The organism is Exiguobacterium marinum DSM 16307 (assembly GCF_000620845.1).
Lineage (GTDB): Bacteria > Bacillota > Bacilli > Exiguobacteriales > Exiguobacteriaceae > Exiguobacterium > Exiguobacterium marinum.
On sequence record NZ_KK211189.1, the window covers coordinates 202,051 to 218,254 of the forward strand.

A 16,204-nucleotide genomic window follows, 5' to 3' on the forward strand; every position below is an offset into this window, starting at 1 on the left:
GTATCCTTCATACAAAAAAGATGCCCTGCACGGCAGGACATCACTCATTTACGATGCGATTTTTAGTGATTCATGCTGCTTCCCCAACCGAACGTATCCCAAAATGATAGAGAAGACCGGGCTGAGCCAAAGGAAGAACGCAAATGGTGCGTATTCCAATACAGGTACGCCGAGCGTCGCTGCGAAGAACGCTCCGGAGACACCCCACGGAATGAGTGGGTTAATCACAGTCCCACCATCCTCAAGCGCACGTGACAAGTAGCGTGGGTCAATCCCGCGATCGATGAACCCTTGTTTGAACGCCTGTCCTGGCAAGAGAATCGATAAGTACTGCTCTCCCGCGAGCAAGTTGACACCGATTGAACTGAGGACGACCGAGAGGACCGAACTTCCTGGTGATTTCAACCGCTCGAGCAACGATTCAACGATGGCTTGGAAGACACCGAGTTCGCGCAACAAGCCGCCGAATGCAAGGGCAATCAAGACGAGACTGACCGACCAGAGCATCGATTCAAGACCACCACGATCGAGTACCGTCGCAATCGTCTCGTTCTCGACACCTGACTTGAATCCAGACTGCATGACGCCGAGCCAGTTCGAGATGCTCCAGTTTCCTTGAACGAATCCAGCCGTCAACACACCAGCGAACATCCCGACGAGCATCGTCGGCAAGACCGGCATGCGGCGAAATGCAAGCACTGCGACAAGAACAGGGGCAATCAACGTGAGCCAAGAAAGATCAAATCGTCCGCCGAGCGCTGCCTGTGCTTCCGCGATTTGTGTCGTATCGGCAGTTTGACCACTGCGTCCGAGGAATGTGAATAAAATCAATGTGATGATAAACGCTGGGATTGTTGTCCCCATCATAAAACGAATGTGGTCGAACAGTTTGACACCTGCCACTGCCGGGGCAAAGTTGGTCGTATCCGACAACGGGCTCATCTTGTCTCCGAAGAGCGCACCCGACACGATTGCACCTGCGGCGAGAGCCGGCGAGATGCCTAGCGCCGTCCCGATTCCGAACAAGGCGACACCGACCGTACCGACTGTCGTAAATGCGCTTCCTGTGAATGTTGAGACGATCATCGTAATTAATAAGACACTTGGTAAAAACCATTCAGCAGAGATTGTATTTAATCCGATGGAGAGGATCGTCGCGACCGTTCCGGACATTTGCCATACCCCGATGAGCATCCCAATCAACAACAGAATCAACACCGGCATAATCGCTTCACGAATCCCGTTGATCATTGCTGTTTCAATCTGTTTGAAGTCGCGTGAACGATAATACGCGTATCCACCTACTATTACCATTGTGCCAAAAATCGCCATGTGTGGCGTCGCTTTGGCCAAAAACATCAGTGCGAGCAAGGTGATCCCGCTCATTAACACGACGAATACAGCTTCTTTTCCTTTCATCTGCATCGACGTCCCCTCCTTTCGTTATATCCTAATTATTTATTATTCCACCTAACCGCTTAAACGCTTTTATGCACAAAAGCGAGTTAGTGATGTTTTTTACTATACTCGCTTCCTTTCTCCCTGTCAAACGACTTTTTATGATAAATTAAATGCTTGAGGGTGACCTCCGGAGTTCGTAACCTCCTCCGACATCAAAACTAGCGAAAAGGAAGTGTGCTTCATGCAACACGAAAAAGCATTGGTCGTCTTTAGTGGTGGCCAAGATTCAACCACTTGCCTGTTTTGGGCAAAACAACAATTCTCTCATGTGGAGGCGGTGACGTTCGCATATGGTCAACGCCATGATGCGGAAATCGAGGTCGCAAAAGAAATTGCGACAGAACTCGATGTCCCACACCACATCCTCGATTTGTCCCTACTCGGACAACTCACATCGAATGCGCTCACGAGACACGATCTCGACATCGACAATGCGGACGTCCCAAACACGTTCGTTGATGGACGCAACCATCTATTTTTATCATTCGCGGCCGTCATGGCCAAACAACTCGGTATGCACCACATCGTGACCGGTGTATGTGAAACGGACTTTTCAGGTTACCCGGATTGCCGAGACCAATTCATCAAATCACTCAACGTGACACTCAATTTAGCGATGGATTATCCATTCGTCATCGACACACCGCTCATGTGGCTCGATAAAAAAGAAACGTGGGCACTCGCCGACAAGCTCGGTGCGTTCGACTATGTCAAAGAACGCACGCTCACTTGCTACAACGGTGTCATCGGTTCAGGTTGTGGAGAATGTCCGGCGTGTATCCTTCGCCAAAACGGACTCACAGCTTATGAGGAGGTGCGCGTATGAAACATGCTCCGTTCCTCGCTCCGACAAGTGTCGAATCAAAACAAGAAGGATCGCTCATCTACTGTCCGCATCGCGTTCAAATCGTCAAAGAAGTGACGTTCGACGCGGCGCACCATCTATTTGATTATGACGGCAAATGTCGTGCCCTTCATGGTCATACGTACAAACTCCAGATGGGTGTCAGCGGCTTTCTCGACAATCGTGGGATGACACTCGACTTTGGTGACTTGAAGACCATCTTTAAAGAAGAGCTTGAGCCTTATCTCGATCATCGCTATTTGAACGAGTCACTCCCTTATATGAATACAACTGCAGAAAACATGTGCTATTGGATTTTTGAACAGTTGGCGACACACTTGCCGAATGAACGCGACGTCCGCGTCGAATTCGTCCGTTTGTATGAAACGCCGACGTCGTACGCTGAGTTCCGCCGTGAATGGTTGGTGGAATCGTGAAAATCCCTGTTCTTGAAGTGTTTGGACCGACCTTCCAAGGAGAAGGCCGCGCCATCGGACAAAAGACGATGTTCGTCCGGACCGCCGGTTGCGATTATCGCTGTTCGTGGTGCGATTCCGCCTTCACGTGGGACGGTTCAGAAAAACCGGATATGCTGACAGCAGACGAGGTGATTGCACGCCTTGACGCACTCGGTATGTATGATTACGTCACCATCTCGGGAGGCAACCCGCTCCTCATCGCGGCTATGGAAGACCTCGTCGTGAAGTTGAAAGAACGTGGCATCACATTAGCTGTCGAGACACAAGGTAGCCGCTATCAAGACTGGATCACACAAATCGACGACGTGACCCTCAGTCCGAAGCCCCCGTCGTCTGGTATGAAGACAAACTGGGAACAACTCGATGCGATCGTCGAACGGTTGCGCCCGGAGCAAACGACATTTAAAGTCGCTGTCTTTGATGAAGTGGATCTTGCCTACGCAAAAGAAGTGCAACAGCGCTACTCACCGGACGTCATGTATTTATCTGCCGGTAACCCAGAGCCGGGTGCTGATGGTGATATCACCGATGCCCAGCTTCGTCGTTTGAAACAACTGTGGAAAGACGTCGCATGCGACCCGTCTTGGCAAAGCGTCCGTGTCCTACCGCAACTACACACATTATTGTACGCCAACGAACGTGGCGTGTAAGGAGAATGAACATGAGACCAGAAGACTTACAAGACCTCTCCCTCCTCGGACAGAAGAGCGTCCCTTATATTTTTGAATACACACCGGACGTACTTGAGGCGTTCCCGAACCGTCACCCGGAGAATGATTACTTCGTCAAATTCAACGCACCGGAATTCACGTCCCTGTGCCCGATTACGAATCAACCGGACTTTGCGACAATCTACATTTCGTACATCCCGGATGAGAAGCTCGTCGAGTCGAAGTCGTTGAAACTGTACTTGTTCAGCTTCCGTAACCACGGCGACTTCCACGAGAACTGCATCAACGTCATCGGGAAAGACCTCGTCAAGTTGATGGAGCCGCGCTATCTCGAAGTGTGGGGTAAATTCACACCGCGTGGCGGCATCTCGATCGACCCATACTACAACTACGGAAAACCGCACACGAAATACGAAAAAATGGCAGAACATCGTCTGTTCAACCATGACCTCTACCCTGAGACGATCGACAATCGTTAATTGAAAAGTAGGCGCTCCATGTGGGGTCGCCTACTTTTTTTGATAGCGATGAATCTGTCGTTTAATCGGTTCACGAAACACCGTCGCGATGAGCGTCAATACGAGCATGATTCCGAATGCCAAGGCGATGAGCGTCCAATCACCGCTAGCGATACTACTTCCGAGAAAATTGTTTGCGAACGCCCCCGGAATCATGCCGACGACGGTCGCAAACAGATACGCCGGCACCTTTACTTTCGCCAAACCTGAAGCGTAGCTGACCAAATCGAAATTGACGAGTGGAATGAGGCGTAAGATGAGGACATAAAAGAATCCGTCTTCTTCGATTTTTTGTTGAATCGCTTCATAGTTCGTCGATTCAAAATGATGCAGGAAACGATCGCCGAAATAGATAGCCACATAATAAGCGACGAGAGCACTTAGCGTCGCTCCGATGACAGTATAGATGACGCCAGGTATGATCCCGAATGCCAAACCGCCGGCGACCGACAGGACCGATGTCGGAAACAGGATGAGCGGTCGAATGGTGAATAAAATGATATAGATCAAGGGAGCCAACCATCCGAATTGGATGATGTAGTCCCGAATGTCGCCTGGACTTACGTCAATCCACTGATACAGGAACGTCGCTGTTCCGAACAAGAGTAGGACGAATGCGATCATCCACTGTGTTTTCCATTTTTTCATCGTCCCGCCTCCTTCCTATTTGTTTTTATTCCCCTAATCCAGGATGTCATCCACCTTTTTTCGACCATCTCGATGTGGTACGGTTAGAAAAAGCAGAAGGAGGAAATCGATATGAACCTTGCAGATGCCCTAATATTAAAACAGTTGCTCCATGAGCAAATCGATACATTGACCGAAGAGATTGAGAACGTAGCGTTCATCTCAATCGAAGCGACTGAATCCATTCCGACGATTCAATCCCGTTCTCTTCAAGACATCGAGATGGAACTTGAGCACATCCGTCTGGACTTACGCCAACTCGACCGCTTGATTCAAGAAGAGAACGTCCGATCCGTCGTCGAAACACACGACGGTCCACTCCCACTCGTCGAAGCGATTGAGCTCGCCATTCAGTTACGTGTTCAGGCACGGCTTTATGAAAAGTTGTCACTTCGTCCGAAAAAAGAATATGTACACGGGGTCGCCGTAATCAAACATGCCTTGTACGACCCAGAACTATATCGTTTGAAAGCACGTGACATTAAGAAACGGGCCATCCGAATCGAAAGTGCCATCCAAGCTGTCCGTCATCAAGCAGACATTGAATTTGATGCATCACGATACATGTAAAAAGCGAAGGAACCCCTTCGCTTTTTACATGTGATTATGGTGATTGTGATGGATGTCGTGGTGACTCGACGAGGAACGGCTACGCGGGGGTGCTTCATCGGCAAATTTCTCCCCGTCCAAAATCCCGAGACGTTTATATTGTCGGTCGACCCGCTCTTTCGTCTCCTCACGAATGGAATTAGACTCCATAATCAGTTGATAGCACCCGAGCGCGACACGGAACGGCTCCATGCGTGTACGCTCAATGGAAAAGGAATCGATTCCTCGTAAATAGTCTGCCAATCGTTCGGCCGTATCGTCGTCTGGGTCATCGGCGAGCTGCGAGGCGAAGCGCTGTAAGTCTTTCAACGTACTTGATGTTTTAGAATAGTTCATTCCTGATTTGATAAACGCAAAAATAATCAGACCGAACACAACCATGAAAATGATTGGAAACACGCCAAATAACCCATTAAAGAATGAATCCCCTATCGAGTTACTAAACGGATCTCCACTAAATCCAAACACTGTCATTCCAAATCACTCCTTTTTCTTTATGTACGTTTACACATTCGAATTGGTTTCATCAAAAAACCGCGATCAAACGACCGCGGCATTTATTCAACTATTCAATTGTTTCTCCATCATGATGCGTGGCTCTCCATCTTCTGTGTAGGCGCCCATGATGTCATATCCACAAAGGAGGTTCAAGATGATGACTCCTTTGTTCGTATTGCGTGCTTTCGTCCGAATCGAATGGAAGCCTTGCGCTTCGACCCACTCGAGTTGGGTGTCCATCAGCTTGCGACCGATGCCATGCTTTTGAAAGTCCGGGTGTACGCCGCCCGCCCAGCTATAAAATCGATAAGGCTCTGCCTCATAGCCGATCTTAAAGCCGATTAGCTGATCTTCTGAGAAAGCCAGCAACACTAACGGATTGGCGTGTCGATACAGGCGCTCTTTAAATCGTAACTGATCGAGATCGCCATATAACGTACGATACAGTCGGAAGAAATCCTCTTCAAAATCTTTAAAGTTGTTTGTCACATCTTTTACGATAAATGAACTCGTCGTACTCATCGTTCCATCCCCTTTCAGTTTCTGGACAAAGATTCCGTACGTCTTTTCCTTTCGCCGTTCATTCCGAATTTCCTGTCTCCCGTTCGAAAGCCGTGACGCCTTTTTGTTTATATAGTCCGAGCGAACGTTTCGGTAGACTCTTGACCATCCAGTCTTTAAAGATGCGTGCTTGATCCTCGACAGGCAGTTCATAGCCATCCGTCACGATATGACGAGACCGTGTCGTGACATCATACAAGGAGATCGCAGCCGCCACGGAGATGTTCAAGCTTTGTACGTACCCTTGCATCGGAATGACAAAGTTCCCGTCCGCCTGCTTCAGTGCCGCTTCCGACACACCACTATGTTCATTCCCGAATAGAAGAACGGTTGGCTTCGACACATCGACTTCTTCGAGTGGGATTGCTTCCTCACTTAATGCCGTCGCATACACTTGATAGCCGCCTTCTTTTAAGGAGTCAATCGCTTCTTCAATGGAGCCATGCTCTACGACGTCCACCCAGCGATCTGCGCTCTTGGCGATGATCGAGTTCGGTTTAAACTTCGCTCGCCCTTCGACCACGTGTAATGTCTGTACCCCGAACGCATCGGCCGAACGTAAGACGGCAGATTGGTTGTGTGGATCGTCCACACCTTCCGTTAAAATCGTGATATGGTTCGTTCGTATATTTAATACTTCATACATCCGTTTGATTCGGTCCGGCATGAGCATCTCATAGAGAGGAAGATCCTCTTTCAATAAGACACCTTTCTGTAGCAACTCTTCTTTTAATTCAATCTGCTCCTCTTTCGTCAAAGCAGATGTAGTCTGTCTCCATCCCATCTTTCTCGCTCCCTTCAACCTATCATATTGTAGCTAGATTCGATTCGACTGACAAGTTTGCCCCTATGTACCCCAATCTGTTTAAAGAATGAAAAAAATGAAAATAGCGAAAACGGTTGCACGAATTTATGCAATCGATTACAATTATTCATGCAAGCGATTGCACTATTGGCAAACATAAAAATAGACAAAACTCCCTCACAGGAAGGAAGCGTATAGTATGAAAAAAATGATCTCATTCGATTTCTGGCAGAAACTTGGCAAGGCCTTAATGGTCGTCATCGCCGTTATGCCAGCTGCCGGTTTGATGATTTCGATTGGAAAACTGATTGGAATGTCAGCCGGAGATGTCGGTATTTTATTAACGACGGCTCGCATCATTGAAGATTTAGGTTGGGGAATCATCGTCAACTTACATATCCTCTTCGCAGTCGCGATTGGTGGTTCGTGGGCAAAAGATCGTGCAGGTGGTGCGTTCGCAGCACTCCTCGCCTTCATTTTGATTAACCGTGTCACGGGAGCCATCTTTGGTGTCAACGGCGCCATGCTTCAAGACCCTGAAGCGACAATCGATTCACTATTCGGTGCAAACCTTGTCGTTGCGGACTACTTCACATCTGTACTCGGTTCACCTGCCCTCAACATGGGTGTGTTCGTCGGGATCATCGCCGGTTTCCTCGGTGGTGCACTTTATAACCGTTTCTACAACTTCAACAAGTTGCCGAACGCCCTCTCGTTCTTTAACGGGAAGCGCTTCGTACCATTTGTCGTCATCCTTGGTTCAGTCGTTGCTGCCATCGTTCTATCGATTGTATGGCCAACAATTCAAGGGGCGCTCAACAGCTTTGGTGAGTGGATTGCCACATCTCGTAACACGGCTCCAGTACTCGCCCCATTCATTTACGGGGCACTCGAACGTCTACTCTTGCCGTTTGGCTTACACCATATGCTCACAGTACCAATGAACTACACGGAACTCGGTGGAACGTATACGATTTTAACAGGTGCGACAGCTGGATCGGTCGTTGCCGGGCAAGACCCGCTCTGGTTGGCATGGGTGACGGACCTCGTCAACTTGCGTGCTGCTGGTGATACTGCCGCATACAACGCGCTTCTCGCTGATGTCGTTCCGGCCCGCTTCAAAGTCGGTCAAGTCATCTTGTCATTCGCTGCGTTGATTGGTGCCGCATATGCGATGTATCGTAACGTCGATGCAGAGAAAAAAGAACAATACAAGCCGATGTTCTTGTCAGCCGCACTCGCTGTCTTCTTGACAGGTGTCACAGAACCAATCGAATTCATGTTCATGTTCGTCGCACCAGTTCTTTACGTCGTCTACGCACTCATGGCGGGTGCTGCCTTCGCCTTGGCAGATATCATCGACCTACGTGTTCACGCTTTCGGTGCGATCGAACTCTTGACGCGCATCCCGATGATCGTCAAAGCAGGACTTCTTCAAGATTTGATCAACTTCGTTCTCGTTTCTGTCGTATTCTTCTTCCTCAACTTCGGTGTATTCAACTTTTTCATCAAGAAGATGAACTTGCCAACGCCAGGACGTAACGGGAACTACATGGAAGAGACGACAGAGAAGTCATCTGTGACAGGTAACGAACAAGTCATGGGGATTATCACGCTTCTCGGTGGGGAAGAAAACATTGAGGATGTCGACGCATGTATGACTCGTCTTCGCGTGACCGTTAAAGACGTCACACTCGTCTCTGACGAACAAGAATGGAAGAAAAATGGCGCTATGGGTCTGATTGTGAAAGACCGTGGGGTCCAAGCCATCTACGGCCCGAAAGCCGACGTATTGAAATCAGACATTCAAGACGTCATCGGTGCATAATCTACCGGCCAACTCGCTCGAGAGTTGGCCTTTTTCTAAAGGAGGACTATCGTGAACATTTTAACGCTTAATTGTCATGCCTGGTTAGAAGACCGCCAACAAGAGAAAATTGATGCCATCATCGAACGCATTGCGAGCGAAGAGTACGATCTCATTGCGCTTCAAGAAGTCAATCAACATAAAGAGGCTCCAATCCTCTACGGGAACATCCGTGAGAACAATTTCGCACACGTCCTCGTCGAGCGCCTGAAAGAGTTAGACCTTCCCTATCACATGACATGGGACTTTGCTCATTACGGATATGACATTTATGAGGAAGGCGTCGCCATCTTGTCACGCACGCCGTTTCTATCGACCGATTCATTCTTCGTATCGAAGACGACGGACCCTGACAATTACAAGTCCCGCAAGATTGTCAAAGCCGTCATCGAAGGAGCAGATGCTCCGACGACCGTCTACTCGTGTCACCTCGGGTGGTGGCATGACGAAGAAGAACCGGTGAAGCATCAACTCGACGAACTGCTACGTCACGTCGAGCATGACGATCATGCGCTTCTACTCGGCGACTTCAACAACGATGCCTTCATTCGAGGCGAAGGATACGATTATTTGATGGAGAAAGGGCTCCAAGACTTGTTCCATCTCGCAACGGAACGCGAAGGCGATGCGACCGTCCAAGGGAAAATCGCTGGATGGGATGAAAACAAGAAATCGCTCCGCATCGACTTGATATTGACGAATGCACCGATTCACGTCTCTCGTCATGCCGTCGTCTTCGATGGCGAGAACGGCCCCGTCGTCTCCGACCACGCCGGTGTCGAAGCGACCGTGTTTTGGCGCTGATTCACCTTTTTCTTCCGACTTGGGAGAAAAGGGTTTTTCTTTTGGGGAAAATCTTGTAACGTGATAGAAGACTGATGTCTAACTACTAATGAATGAAATAGAAAGAAGTGTTTGAACATGAAGACGAGCTCGCTCAGTCGAAGCGACTGGATCCTAGTCCTTTCCCTCTCCTTACTAACGTTCGTTCTCGGAACGAGTGAATTTGTCATCGTCGGGATTTTACCTGATATCGCAAGCGGTCTATCCATTTCCATCGCGACGGCAGGAAGTCTCGTATCGGCATTCGCCATCAGCTTCGCCGTCGGCACACCCATCATGATGTCCTTGACGAGTCATCTCCCAAAACGTAAATTGATGCTCGGTCTGACCATTCTGTTCACTATTCTGAACTTGTTGAGCAGCCTGGCCCCACTCTATGAATGGTTACTCGTCTTACGCATGTTGACGGCCGTCGTCACAGGTGTCTTGATTTCGCTCGCCATGCTCGTCGCCAGTGAAAGCGTCCCTCCAGCAAAACGAGGTGTGGCTGTGTCCTTTATTTTCGGTGGCTTCACGATGGCTAACGTGTTCGGTGTTCCAATCGGGACGTTTATCGGACAGCAGGCAGGTTGGGAATCCACATTTTTATTAACGACTACACTCGGTGCAGTCGCCTGGATCGCCATTTATCGTGTCTTGCCGAACCAGTTGTCTCAAGAAAAAGCATCACTTCGTGAACAATTGACATTGCTGACGAATCCGCGCATTTTGATTGCCTTCCTGATTCCGGCGTTCGGTTTCGGGGCAACGTATGTCGTGTATACGTATCTCGTGCCGATTTTAAAAGATGTACTCGGTGTACCGGTCGCTTGGGTCAGTCCGATTTTATTCGCATACGGATTCATTTCGATTTTCAGTAATATCGCTGCCGGAAAAATCGCTAGTCACAATCCAATCGGACGCCTACGGTTCGTCTTTCTCGTCCAGGCGTTCGTCCTGGCCGCGCTATTTGTGACGACGTCGAATGTGACGCTCGGTCTTCTCAATATCGCACTCATGTCGTTCATGGCAATTTTATTGACGACATCGACTCAGATTTATTTGATTGATTTGGCAGAGAAGTTCAATCCGAACGCCAAAGGTCTCGCCTCGTCACTCATGCCAGTGGCAAGTAACGTCGGAATTGGACTCGGTTCCGCTCTCGGTGGTGTCGTCTATGCGACGAGTCCGATCATGACGCTCGCGCTCGTCGGCGGATTGGTCGCCCTCGTCACAGCCGGGTTGACTGCAATCAGTTATTCGCTCGACCAACGCTAAAACGTGCGCACCTCGATGCAGGTGCGCACGTTTTTCATAACCATTCGAGAATTGCGGATAGGACTTCGTCCAATTGTTCTTTCGATGTGAGAGGACTTTCCTGATCCCCTTTTTGTGGACCATACATCCCGAAGTTCGCATGGTTCCCAGATTCGATTTGTACGAATTGACTATCTTCAGGAAGGTCACTTCGACTCGCATCGATATCTTCCGGGACAGCCAGCCCATCCAATTCACCCGAGATCGATAATACGCGTAAGTCACTGTCGACCATCGAGCTGATCGGATACGAGGCGAGGAAAATCACACCCTCCACCAATTCTTGATGTTCGAGCGCGTACCCCGATGCCGCTGAACCTCCAAGAGAGTGACCGGCCACGACCCAGCGTTCAATCTCCGGATGTGCCTCGATGATTGAATCGGCTGCGTCGATATCTAAAATGCCTAAGTTAAGACGAAGCGACGGAATGGCGACAAAGACACCCTCTTCTGCTAATCGTGTTCCATAATATGCATACGCCTCTTTCTCGACTTTTGCCCCTGGGTAGAGAATGACCCCGACCTCGCTCGCCGTGTCGCCGAACTCGAGACGGTTGTCAACCAAGGTCCCTTCTTCCGCATACTGCGTCGCTTCATCGGTCGGTCCATACGTGAACTGTGTCCAAATGAAAAAGCCAGCGACCGCGATGACAAGCAGTCCCAAGACTACCAGTCCTGCCCATTTAAAGAATTTCTTCATTATATAGCCTCCATTTGCATCCACTTCATCATAACGTTACACTAATAAGAAAAAGCATGATCAGGGGGACACCATGACCAGAAGTAATGTAACCACGACGATTCAGTGGTTTATTTTTATTTTAGCTACAAATATTGTACCACCACTCTCCATCGCCGCCTTGTTTGAACTGTCACCAGATGAGACGATGACCTTCATATCCCGCTCACTCTTCATCTTCGCACTCTTTAGCATCGTCCAGACGATGCTCGGGCATCGCCTCCCGATTCTCGAAGGGCCCGCCGGCATTTGGTGGGGTGTCTTCACCCTATACGCATCAATCGGTCCCGCCCTATACGGAAGTCAGCAAGAAACACTGCAGGCACTCGGTTTTATGTTGTTCTTGAGCGGGATCATCGGTGTATTGTTGACCGTCACCGGTATCTTGAGACGCATGCTTTCCCTGTTTACACCGCAAGTGCTCGGCGTCTATATGATTTTGCTCGTCCTCCAATTATCAGGGGCTGTCATTAAAGGTGGCTTCGGGGTGACGGAAGACGGGATCAACATCGTCCAAGCCGTCGCGACGGCAGGGCTCGTCTTGTTCGCACTCACGCTCGAGCAAAGTCGCTTCAAGCAATATGGACTCGTCATGACACTATTCGTCGGATTCGGTTTGTTTCACTTACTCAACCTCGGGAATCCAATCGTTCGTTCGGAATCCTTCTTCCTCGTACCGGAATTGCTTCCGTTCGGAAATTGGGTGTGGGATTGGAACTTGTTGCCGACGGCTTTCGTCATCACCTTGCTTCTCATGACGAACGTACTCGCGAATATCAAGTTGATCGAGCGCATCGTCAGTTCTCGTGAAAAACGAGAAATCAAAGGGAACGTTCCCGCGTCGGGTGTCGCCAGTGGTGTCAGTCAAATCGTGGCCGGTCTCTTCGGTACACCGGGTCCTGTCGCTATTTCAGGGACGGCCGGATTCCTCTCTTCGACGGAGAGCGTCCAACGCGCCCCTCATCTGATTGCTCACGCCCTCATGATGGGGTTAGCACTCATCGGTCCATTCGTCTCGTTGATTGCGAGCATCCCGGCCGCTGTCGGCTATGCGATTGTGACTCCGCTCATCGCGACGATGATCATCATCGGAATCAATGAGGCAGCCTTTGAATTAAAACAATCAACGGCTTCTCTCACGGTCGGTCTCCCGCTCGTCATCGGCGCCGGAGCAATGCTTCTGCCACCAGGTTCGATGAATGATTTGCCACCGCTCCTTGCGACCGTCTTCTCTAACGGACTCGTCCTCGGAACGATCGTCGCCTTGACGACAGCCATCTTAAGTAAAATCAAGGATTGAAAAAAGAACTGGCCATAAAGGTCAGTTCTTTTCACGTACATGCATATGGTAACGGGCATCGTGCGGTAACACGGAACCTTCTTCTTGTTCAAAATGCGCACGGTCTTTCAAATAACGAACTGCTGACGAGGTGTCACGATATAGGGCGCGCTGTAACGCCTGTTTCGCCGTCACAGCCGTGCCATCATCATTTTTCAATTCAAGCCCCATCAGTTTATAGCCGATTGTTTGTCCTCCTCGACTCATTTGGCAAGCTTCCATCACATACGTTAATAGCGTCGGTGTCACGACCGCATGTACGAACTCGCTCTTCACTTTCTTTCGAACAAGTTGTTCTACGCCATAACTGACGAACCCTGCGATGACACTGTCAATCAAGACCGCTTTCGTTCGTTTCTTCGTCAATGGATTCATCGGCTCATCCTCTGCATCATCCCCGACGTCAACACTTCGATTCCTTCACCTTCTTCAGACGCCATGATCAAGGCACGTGCAACGTGCAGCGCTTGAATCGGTGCGACTTCCGGTGTCTTCTCAAGCAAAAGTGACTGGAACGGTCGACTGATGACCTCGGCCGCTTTCTCCCCAAGTCGGAAAGAATCACGCTCTCCGAGTAATAGAGAAGGACGTGCGATAATCAAATGACGGAAGTTGAAGACGCGTAACGCGTTCTCGAGTTCCCCTTTCACACGGTTGTAAAAGAAAGATGAACGCAACGATGCACCTTGTGCCGATACAACTGCATAGCGCGTCGCACCATGTGCCTTGGCGACACGAGCGACTTCAAGTGGTAATTCTAAATCGACTTGTTTGAACGCTTCCTGCGAGCCGGCTACCGCAATCGTCGTGCCGAGTGCACAGTACACGTCGTCGATCTGTGGAAGCGCCGCATCCATCTCCTCGAATCCGATGACCTCATGTAGCTTCGGATGACTCCAACGCTTTGAGCGTCGGACGACAATCCAGACCGCATCATAACGGTCACTTTCTAACAACTGTTCAACCAATTCGCGGCCAATCAAGCCGGTCGCGCCTACGACAAGTGCAGTTTTCCCCATCTATGACTCCTCCTAGACTACTATTTCCTTCAGTCTAGCTGACTTGTCGTTCCTCGGCAATGATCGTCGTGGGACGGAAGCGGTCCATCGTACGGAAGAACCCGTTCAAGAGGAGCGCTGTGAACGAACCTGCTACGATGGCGCTATCTGTGAACAACTGCAGCCACTCCGGCATGTTTGCGACGATAGCCGGGTTTGCCGTAATCCCGAGTCCGACACCGATTGAGAGGGCAATTGTGATCAAGTTCTCGTTTTTCGAAAAGTCGACCTGGCTCAGAATCCGAATTCCAGAAGCGGCGACTGTTCCGAACATGACGAGCATCGCTCCCCCGAGCACCGGCTTTGGAATTAACGTCGTGAATGTGGCGACTTTCGGAAGGAAGCCGAGCAAGATGAGCAACCCACCTGTCCAAAAGATGACACGCCGTGATTTCACACCTGACAATTGGACGAGTCCAACGTTTTGACTAAACGTCGTGTACGGGAAACTGTTGAAAATCCCTCCAAGAATCGTTGCGACGCCTTCCGCACGATACCCCTTCGTCAATTCTTTCGCACCGATTGGCTTTTTCGTGATATCGCTGAGCGCCAAGAATACACCGGTCGATTCAATCATCGAGATGATGGCGACGAGCGTCATGACGAGGATGGCGGACACGTCGAATGTCGGCGTGCCGAAGTAGAACGGCTGGACCATTTGGAACCAACCCGCCTCACGGACAGGACTGAAGTCGACGAGCCCGAGTGAAGCGGCGACCCCCGTTCCAATCAGTACGGCAAAGAGAACGGCAGCGGCCCGTGTGAAGACGGTCCCGACACGGTTCAAGACTAGAATGAGTAAAATCGTTAAACCACCTAATCCGAGATTCTGCATGGATGCGAACCCAGGTTCGCCCGGCATCCCGCCACCGATGTCATTAATCGCAACCGGAATTAGCGAGAGACCGATAATTGTCACGACCGAACCGAGCACAACCGGTGGGAAGAAGCGTGCAAGTTTGCCAACAAAGCCAGAAATGAGGATGACGATGAGTCCGCTCGCAATCAACGCGCCATAAATAGCCGTGATCCCGTTTGCGCTCCCGATAGCGATCATCGGACCGACCGCTGTGAACGTACATCCGAGGACGACCGGCAATCCGACACCGGTGAAGCGTGTCGTCCATACTTGTAGTAACGTCGCTACCCCACACATGAATAAATCAATTGCGACGAGATAGGCGAGTTCGGTTGGACCAAGCCCGATGGCACCACCGACGATGAGTGGAACGATTGCCGCTCCCGTGTACATCGCGAGTAGATGCTGAAATCCGAGACTTGCCGTCTTGAACGTATTCATCGAACGACCTCCACGAACGAGATGTGGTCTTTCTCTAATTTCGCGATGCGTGCCAGCGATTCGACGCGATAGCCACGCTCGATCAATTTATCGCGCCCTGGTTGGAATGACTTCTCGATGACAATCCCAACCCCTGCGACCTCTGCACCTGCCGCTTCCACGAGGTGTGTCAGACCAAGTGCCGCCTCCCCGTTCGCAAGGAAGTCATCGATGACGAGAACACGTTCGCCTGGTAAGACGAAGCGTCGGCTCAAACTGATCCGATTCGTCTCTTGTTTTGTGAACGAATAGACGTCCGCTTCCACGAGATCATCTTGGAGTGTCAGCGATTTCCGTTTACGCGCGAATACGAACGGGATACCCATCTCAAGCGCCGTCATCATCGCCGGCGCAATCCCACTCGATTCGAGTGTGACGATGCGGTCGATGTTGGCGTCTTTGAAACGCTCTGCAAAATCTTTGCCGATGGCTTGCATGAGTACCGGGTCGACTTGATGATTCAAGAAGGCGTCGACTTTCAACACTTGGTCGGAAAGGGCCCGACCCTCTTCACGGATTTTGTCTTCTAACTGCTTCATTGTTTTCCCCTCCAATAAAAAATGCGATTCGTCACCCCTCATCGGGAGGCA

The 16,204-nt window shown here is 50.1% G+C and carries 19 protein-coding genes; 9 read left to right on the forward strand and 10 right to left on the reverse strand.

What is annotated here, in order from left to right:
• Positions 1-48: 48 nt before the first annotated feature.
• Entirely contained in the window at positions 49-1,425 is a 1,377-nt protein-coding gene (gene nhaC / locus P400_RS0101405) for a Na+/H+ antiporter NhaC (protein ID WP_026824539.1), read from the reverse strand.
• 217 nt (positions 1,426-1,642) lie between these two features.
• On the opposite strand from nhaC, the gene queC reads away from it, so the two are divergent.
• Genes queC through queF form a run of 4 tightly spaced genes read left to right on the forward strand, consistent with a single transcriptional unit; the run spans position 1,643 to position 3,934 of the window.
• Entirely contained in the window at positions 1,643-2,287 is a 645-nt protein-coding gene (queC, locus tag P400_RS0101410) for a 7-cyano-7-deazaguanine synthase QueC (protein WP_026824540.1), read from the forward strand.
• Positions 2,284-2,742, forward strand: coding sequence for a 6-carboxytetrahydropterin synthase QueD (gene queD, locus P400_RS0101415; protein WP_026824541.1), 459 nt, complete (start codon positions 2,284-2,286; stop codon positions 2,740-2,742). Before queC ends, queD begins: the two co-directional genes overlap by 4 nt.
• A complete protein-coding gene (gene queE / locus P400_RS0101420; RefSeq protein WP_026824542.1) occupies positions 2,724-3,434 on the forward strand; it encodes a 7-carboxy-7-deazaguanine synthase QueE in 711 nt (236 codons plus the stop codon). Before queD ends, queE begins: the two co-directional genes overlap by 19 nt.
• Before the next feature lie 11 nt (positions 3,435-3,445).
• Complete coding sequence (gene queF / locus P400_RS0101425; protein ID WP_026824543.1) at positions 3,446-3,934, forward strand: preQ(1) synthase; 489 nt, start codon at positions 3,446-3,448, stop codon at positions 3,932-3,934.
• Positions 3,935-3,964: 30 nt separating this feature from the next.
• Here queF and P400_RS0101430 read toward each other — a convergent pair whose 3' ends face one another.
• On the reverse strand, positions 3,965-4,621 hold the full coding sequence (locus P400_RS0101430; RefSeq protein ID WP_026824544.1) for a TVP38/TMEM64 family protein: 657 nt from the start codon (positions 4,619-4,621) through the stop codon (positions 3,965-3,967).
• Positions 4,622-4,732: 111 nt separating this feature from the next.
• Here P400_RS0101430 and P400_RS0101435 point away from each other — a divergent pair, with 111 nt between their 5' ends.
• Positions 4,733-5,230 (forward strand): hypothetical protein, encoded by a 498-nt coding sequence (locus P400_RS0101435; RefSeq protein WP_026824545.1) that lies wholly within the window; start codon positions 4,733-4,735, stop codon positions 5,228-5,230.
• A gap of 24 nt (positions 5,231-5,254) precedes the next feature.
• Here P400_RS0101435 and P400_RS0101440 read toward each other — a convergent pair whose 3' ends face one another.
• The 3 genes from P400_RS0101440 to P400_RS0101450 form a co-directional block, all read right to left on the reverse strand.
• The gene (locus P400_RS0101440; protein WP_235181815.1) at positions 5,255-5,743 is read right to left on the reverse strand and encodes a hypothetical protein; all 489 of its coding nucleotides are present in this window, start codon (positions 5,741-5,743) and stop codon (positions 5,255-5,257) included.
• 87 nt (positions 5,744-5,830) lie between these two features.
• On the reverse strand, positions 5,831-6,400 hold the full coding sequence (locus P400_RS0101445; protein ID WP_026824547.1) for a GNAT family N-acetyltransferase: 570 nt from the start codon (positions 6,398-6,400) through the stop codon (positions 5,831-5,833).
• Positions 6,348-7,112, reverse strand: a complete 765-nt coding sequence (locus tag P400_RS0101450; RefSeq protein WP_051545919.1) for a TrmH family RNA methyltransferase — start codon at positions 7,110-7,112, stop codon at positions 6,348-6,350. Before P400_RS0101450 ends, P400_RS0101445 begins: the two co-directional genes overlap by 53 nt.
• Before the next feature lie 220 nt (positions 7,113-7,332).
• Between P400_RS0101450 and P400_RS0101455 the strand changes: the two genes are divergently transcribed.
• The 3 genes from P400_RS0101455 to P400_RS0101465 all read left to right on the forward strand — a co-directional run bounded on the left by P400_RS0101455 (position 7,333) and on the right by P400_RS0101465 (position 11,100).
• Positions 7,333-8,961: a PTS transporter subunit IIBC gene (locus P400_RS0101455; protein WP_026824549.1), complete on the forward strand. Its 1,629-nt coding sequence runs from the start codon at positions 7,333-7,335 to the stop codon at positions 8,959-8,961.
• Positions 8,962-9,012: 51 nt separating this feature from the next.
• Positions 9,013-9,804, forward strand: coding sequence for an endonuclease/exonuclease/phosphatase family protein (locus tag P400_RS0101460; protein WP_026824550.1), 792 nt, complete (start codon positions 9,013-9,015; stop codon positions 9,802-9,804).
• A gap of 117 nt (positions 9,805-9,921) precedes the next feature.
• Complete coding sequence (locus P400_RS0101465; protein WP_026824551.1) at positions 9,922-11,100, forward strand: MFS transporter; 1,179 nt, start codon at positions 9,922-9,924, stop codon at positions 11,098-11,100.
• A gap of 34 nt (positions 11,101-11,134) precedes the next feature.
• Here the strand turns inward: P400_RS0101465 and P400_RS0101470 are convergent, their stop codons facing one another.
• Positions 11,135-11,839, reverse strand: a complete 705-nt coding sequence (locus tag P400_RS0101470) for an alpha/beta hydrolase (RefSeq protein WP_026824552.1) — start codon at positions 11,837-11,839, stop codon at positions 11,135-11,137.
• 73 nt (positions 11,840-11,912) lie between these two features.
• Here P400_RS0101470 and P400_RS0101475 point away from each other — a divergent pair, with 73 nt between their 5' ends.
• The gene (locus tag P400_RS0101475) at positions 11,913-13,178 is read left to right on the forward strand and encodes a purine/pyrimidine permease (protein ID WP_026824553.1); all 1,266 of its coding nucleotides are present in this window, start codon (positions 11,913-11,915) and stop codon (positions 13,176-13,178) included.
• A 21-nt stretch (positions 13,179-13,199) separates the two neighbouring features.
• On the opposite strand, the gene P400_RS0101480 is transcribed toward P400_RS0101475, so the two are convergent.
• The 4 genes from P400_RS0101480 to P400_RS0101495 are packed head-to-tail and all read right to left on the reverse strand — an operon-like array spanning position 13,200 to position 16,153.
• Positions 13,200-13,592: an RDD family protein gene (locus tag P400_RS0101480; RefSeq protein ID WP_026824554.1), complete on the reverse strand. Its 393-nt coding sequence runs from the start codon at positions 13,590-13,592 to the stop codon at positions 13,200-13,202.
• Positions 13,589-14,236 carry an NAD(P)H-binding protein gene (locus P400_RS0101485; RefSeq protein WP_026824555.1) on the reverse strand — a complete coding sequence of 216 codons (648 nt, stop codon included), beginning with the start codon at positions 14,234-14,236 and terminating at the stop codon, positions 13,589-13,591. Before P400_RS0101485 ends, P400_RS0101480 begins: the two co-directional genes overlap by 4 nt.
• Before the next feature lie 34 nt (positions 14,237-14,270).
• The gene (locus P400_RS0101490) at positions 14,271-15,575 is read right to left on the reverse strand and encodes a nucleobase:cation symporter-2 family protein (RefSeq protein ID WP_026824556.1); all 1,305 of its coding nucleotides are present in this window, start codon (positions 15,573-15,575) and stop codon (positions 14,271-14,273) included.
• Positions 15,572-16,153, reverse strand: coding sequence for a xanthine phosphoribosyltransferase (locus P400_RS0101495; protein ID WP_026824557.1), 582 nt, complete (start codon positions 16,151-16,153; stop codon positions 15,572-15,574). Before P400_RS0101495 ends, P400_RS0101490 begins: the two co-directional genes overlap by 4 nt.
• Between the last annotated feature and the right edge of the window lie 51 nt (positions 16,154-16,204).

Bases quoted from the DNA above. Each gene is read 5' to 3' on its own strand.
- nhaC (WP_026824539.1), bottom strand. From the start codon at position 1,425: ATGCAGATGAAAGGAAAAGAAGCTGTATTCGTCGTGTTAATGAGCGGG.
- queC (WP_026824540.1), top strand. From the start codon at position 1,643: ATGCAACACGAAAAAGCATTGGTCGTCTTTAGTGGTGGCCAAGATTCA.
- queD (WP_026824541.1), top strand. From the start codon at position 2,284: ATGAAACATGCTCCGTTCCTCGCTCCGACAAGTGTCGAATCAAAACAA.
- queE (WP_026824542.1), top strand. From the start codon at position 2,724: ATGGTTGGTGGAATCGTGAAAATCCCTGTTCTTGAAGTGTTTGGACCG.
- queF (WP_026824543.1), top strand. From the start codon at position 3,446: ATGAGACCAGAAGACTTACAAGACCTCTCCCTCCTCGGACAGAAGAGC.
- P400_RS0101430 (WP_026824544.1), bottom strand. From the start codon at position 4,621: ATGAAAAAATGGAAAACACAGTGGATGATCGCATTCGTCCTACTCTTG.
- P400_RS0101435 (WP_026824545.1), top strand. From the start codon at position 4,733: ATGAACCTTGCAGATGCCCTAATATTAAAACAGTTGCTCCATGAGCAA.
- P400_RS0101440 (WP_235181815.1), bottom strand. From the start codon at position 5,743: ATGACAGTGTTTGGATTTAGTGGAGATCCGTTTAGTAACTCGATAGGG.
- P400_RS0101450 (WP_051545919.1), bottom strand. From the start codon at position 7,112: ATGGGATGGAGACAGACTACATCTGCTTTGACGAAAGAGGAGCAGATT.
- P400_RS0101455 (WP_026824549.1), top strand. From the start codon at position 7,333: ATGAAAAAAATGATCTCATTCGATTTCTGGCAGAAACTTGGCAAGGCC.
- P400_RS0101465 (WP_026824551.1), top strand. From the start codon at position 9,922: ATGAAGACGAGCTCGCTCAGTCGAAGCGACTGGATCCTAGTCCTTTCC.
- P400_RS0101470 (WP_026824552.1), bottom strand. From the start codon at position 11,839: ATGAAGAAATTCTTTAAATGGGCAGGACTGGTAGTCTTGGGACTGCTT.
- P400_RS0101475 (WP_026824553.1), top strand. From the start codon at position 11,913: ATGACCAGAAGTAATGTAACCACGACGATTCAGTGGTTTATTTTTATT.
- P400_RS0101480 (WP_026824554.1), bottom strand. From the start codon at position 13,592: ATGAATCCATTGACGAAGAAACGAACGAAAGCGGTCTTGATTGACAGT.
- P400_RS0101485 (WP_026824555.1), bottom strand. From the start codon at position 14,236: ATGGGGAAAACTGCACTTGTCGTAGGCGCGACCGGCTTGATTGGCCGC.
- P400_RS0101490 (WP_026824556.1), bottom strand. From the start codon at position 15,575: ATGAATACGTTCAAGACGGCAAGTCTCGGATTTCAGCATCTACTCGCG.
- P400_RS0101495 (WP_026824557.1), bottom strand. From the start codon at position 16,153: ATGAAGCAGTTAGAAGACAAAATCCGTGAAGAGGGTCGGGCCCTTTCC.